4 protein-coding genes and 1 pseudogene are annotated in these 3,637 nt (G+C 51.3%); 1 reads left to right on the forward strand and 4 read right to left on the reverse strand.

All coding sequences use genetic code 11. The features are described from left to right. Window positions 1–64: 64 nt before the first annotated feature. Window positions 65–538, reverse strand: coding sequence for a hypothetical protein (locus tag ACTNA2_RS08970; RefSeq protein ID WP_441049369.1), 474 nt, complete (start codon window positions 536–538; stop codon window positions 65–67). 707 nt (window positions 539–1,245) lie between these two features. Between ACTNA2_RS08970 and ACTNA2_RS08975 the strand changes: the two genes are divergently transcribed. Next, window positions 1,246–2,304 carry an acyltransferase family protein gene (locus tag ACTNA2_RS08975; protein ID WP_441049371.1) on the forward strand — a complete coding sequence of 353 codons (1,059 nt, stop codon included), beginning with the start codon at window positions 1,246–1,248 and terminating at the stop codon, window positions 2,302–2,304. Between the two features lie 105 nt (window positions 2,305–2,409). On the opposite strand, the pseudogene ACTNA2_RS08980 reads toward ACTNA2_RS08975, so the two are convergent. From ACTNA2_RS08980 to ACTNA2_RS08990, 3 genes and pseudogenes are all read right to left on the reverse strand, one after another. Then, window positions 2,410–2,865: pseudogene (locus ACTNA2_RS08980) on the reverse strand (ATP-binding protein). Between the two features lie 3 nt (window positions 2,866–2,868). Continuing rightward, entirely contained in the window at window positions 2,869–3,186 is a 318-nt protein-coding gene (locus ACTNA2_RS08985) for a hypothetical protein (protein WP_441049373.1), read from the reverse strand. Between the two features lie 153 nt (window positions 3,187–3,339). Beyond that, window positions 3,340–3,468 carry an ATP-binding protein gene (locus ACTNA2_RS08990; protein ID WP_441049375.1) on the reverse strand — a complete coding sequence of 43 codons (129 nt, stop codon included), beginning with the start codon at window positions 3,466–3,468 and terminating at the stop codon, window positions 3,340–3,342. Window positions 3,469–3,637 lie beyond the last annotated feature (169 nt).

Genomic DNA, 3,637 nt, shown 5'->3' on the forward strand with positions numbered 1-3,637 from the left:
ATTGCCTTTCCACGAATCCTAACTTCAGCAATTAAGATTCTAGGCGATAACCGCTTCCTGCTTTCTACGGCCAGGGAAGCGGCCCCTTACACCAACATTCGGCACGCGATCTCCAATCGGCATTCTTTGCAATCAGGACAGCCTGGCCTGTGTGGTCCAGTGCAGAAGACGCTGTTTTGAGAAGAGCAGATTTTGGAGCATCAAACGGTGTGTTGACAATCTTGTTATTGAGAAGCTCTGTATACTTAACCACGCTTCCGAATCCCATTAGCGTGTCTGCGGAGTGGAAGTGGTTGCAAATGCTATCTAACGTTGAAGCGTCATAGAGAAGATCGCCAGCGCCAAGTTCTTTCGAAATGAATCCGGTGGAGCTGGACACTCCTTTCAATAGGTTCAATACGGTTTTGCGGTTCTTTGTTCCTGCAGCGTAGTGCACAGTTGCCTTGGGAAAAAGTTTCGAAACGAAGGATTGGATTTCTTCGAAGTGGTTTTCAGCCGATGCATCATCGGCAATTACAAGCTCGAATGTCGGTCTCAAGGATTACCTATCTGAAGTACTAAACAAGATGAACAGTACGAAAGACCCTGCTATCTGTTTTACAAACTACAGCGAAATCAAATCTGGACAGAAGGTGAGCTTTAATACTCTTCTGGAGATAAAACGCCTCCTCCTGACTCCCTTCAGAATTCCCGTTCTAGCAAATACGGGAATCTCAAGATTTATGGCGTTGGGCTTTTGTTGCGCAATTTGCTGCCCCTCCGTCACCCTGAATCTCAGTATAACTGGCACAAAGATATTCTCGTCTAAGTACAAATGCGATCTAGACTGGGATGCATGGGAGAGGCTGTCTCGAGATGGAAAGAGATTCTGCTATTGCGATCGCCCGCTGATGTATCACCGAATTCACCCCGGGTCTGAAACGATGAACCAAATAGAAAATAAAGGAAGGTCCAAAGAGGACTTTGACATTTTATCTAGATTTTGGAGAGGTCTAGCCCTTAAAGCAATTAACAAGCTATACTCTTCCAGCACAAAATTTAACAAGTCGAAATAGGAGACTCAATTGAAAGAGTACTCAAAAGAAGAACTTAAAAAAATCTAAGAGTGCGAGCTGCTCCTTTTGGAAGAGTTTATAAATTCCCGCAACACAAAGCCTCAGCAGCATTTAGGCATGCTGACGAGAGCAATCGAACGGCGCGCAATGACCAATCCACGCAGAATTAAATTGCGAAAGGCTCAAGATAATGACCCCTCAACAAGAAACCTTGACTCTTGACTCAGTCATTGGGTCCAGATGCAACAACGTCAACTTGATAAAACTAATCAGCGCGTTCGCTGTCATCATATATCACTCATCCCCCCTCTTCGGAGAAAGCTCTGCTCTGCTCTCCGACCTTCTTAGCCACCTCCCGCTTGGACCAATTGCCGTAAGTACGTTTTTCTTTTTTGCGGGACTATACATAGCAAAGAGTTGCGAGAGCCACCCGACTCCATCGAGCTTCTTTCGCACACGCTGCAAGCGGCTAATTCCAGAACTAGCACTTGTTACGGCAGCGTGCGTTTTTATTGTCGGACCCATCTTTTCAATATATAAACTTAGTGACTATTTTTCCCGACCAGCCACTTACGCCTATCTACTAAACGCATTCCTTATTCCTGTACACAATCTTCCGGGAGTTTTCCTTAATAACCCATACGGATCAACGGTAAACGGCTCCCTTTGGACAATGCCTGTCGAGTTTTTTTGTTATGTATGCTGCTTTATCGCATTCATCGCGACGCGTTTCAGGCACAAAGGCACCCTGCTGTGTTTTGCCGGAATAAGCATCTTCAGTCTTCTCTTATGGTTAAGTGCGCCGTCGCTCTTCTCTTACTATCGACCTGTTTATATGTTCTGCATCGGTGTGTTGTTTTACGCATTTCGTTTAAAAGTTCACATCATCAGGCCATTAGGAATTCTATCGACAATTTTCTTTTTCCTAACCGCCTGGAATGGGTATAGCATTGCGGCTTGCTTTCTGTTATTGCCCTATACACTTATCTGGATTGCGTTTGACCCAGCACTTCTATCTCTAGGTAAGCCAATCCGACAAATCGAACTGTCCTATGGAATATATCTCTGGGGATTTCCTATTCAACAAATCATAGCAGCCACTGTCGGGGAGCAAATCTCAGTCGCTTTAGCTATGGGTTTGTCGATGGTTGGCGCATTATTGGGGTCCTACGCCAACCAACTCATTCTCGCAACTATTTCAAAAAAATCAAACATTTTTCAGGTAGCCAACTCACCCAGCAAACAATAAGAGTGATTATTTCGCGGCGTGAGCACCGCCCGTTTCGGGGTTTACGTATCGGCGCTCACGCCATTTGCGTATCGCGCGTTTCGCGCAAAGCGTATCGTCTCGGTTCTAGTCCTTCGAGGAAAGCAGCTTGCGAACGTTCACGTCGCCCAGGTCTATCCTGACCGAGCCGTGGATCAGCCTGTCAACCATCGCGTCCGCCTGGACGCCGCCGCCGAGCCGCCCGTGCCATTCGGAGGGCGTGCACTGCGTGCAGAGGACCGTGGAATGCGACATGTACCGCCGCTCTATCGACTCGAACAGGAAGCAGATCGCGACGTCGTCGACGTCCTCGGTCAGCCATTCGTCTATGACCAGCAGCTCGTAGCGGGTGTACTTCTTCAGGATCTTCGCGTCCGACCGCTCCGCGGCGGCCAGCTCGTCTCACTCCATCAGCAGGTCGGGCAGCCTGACGTAGCGCGCGCTGCGCCGCATGTTGCAGGCACGCTTGGCTATGCAGCAGGCCAGGTAGCTCTTGCCCGTGCCGGTGCATTCCTCGATGACGACGTTGCGGGACCCCGTCATGAACTAGCAGGTCCCCGTCTCGCGGAAGAGCACGCCGTCCACGCCGCGGCCCTCGTATATCATCTCGCCCATGTCGGCGTCTGGGAAGCGCAGGCGGGCGCGACCGACCAGCCGCCTCACGCTGCTCGCGCGCTTCTCCTCGTAGGCGTGGTCCACCATCATGCGCACGCGCTCCTCGAACAGCATCGCCATGCACGTCCTGTCCGCGTCCTGCAGGTCGAGCGCGTCCACCATCTCGCCCATCGACATCTCGCGCAGCTTGCGCCGGGTCTCTTCGTCAATCATCGCCATGCTCCTAATCCTTGTAGTAGTCCGCGCCACGCACGTGCCCCTTGGGCGCGGCGTCGCCGGCCGGCTCCCGCTTCCGCCCGTTCGCGGGCCCGCATCGGTTCAGGTTCGAGTTGTTTCTGTCAAGGCTAAACTGAACACCGCGGCATGACCGAATTGGACACTTTGGCAAGCATGCCGCACTTGCTAGCTTTTGGCTTTTCCCAACATGAGCGAATCCTCCATGCGACGGCTCGCGCCGGTGAACTCGATCAAGCGCCCGTGATGCACTATGCGGTCGATCAGCGCGCCGGCCATCTTGTCGTCGCCGAGCACCGTCCCCTTTTTGAGAACTCGATGTTCGTGGTTATCACCAGGTCGCGCTTCTCGTAGCGATCGCGTGCCGAATGTTGGTGTAAGGGGCCGCTTCCCTGGCCGTAGAAAGCAGGAAGCGGTTATCGCCTAGAATCTTAATTGCTGAAGTTAGGATTCGTGGAAAGGCAAT

Origin of the sequence: Collinsella sp. HCP28S3_E9 (assembly GCF_052065455.1) — a bacterium.
Lineage (GTDB): Bacteria > Actinomycetota > Coriobacteriia > Coriobacteriales > Coriobacteriaceae > Collinsella.

Coding starts and splice junctions, on each gene's coding strand:
- ACTNA2_RS08975 (WP_441049371.1), top strand. CDS start 1,246: ATGACCCCTCAACAAGAAACCTTGACTCTTGACTCAGTCATTGGGTCC.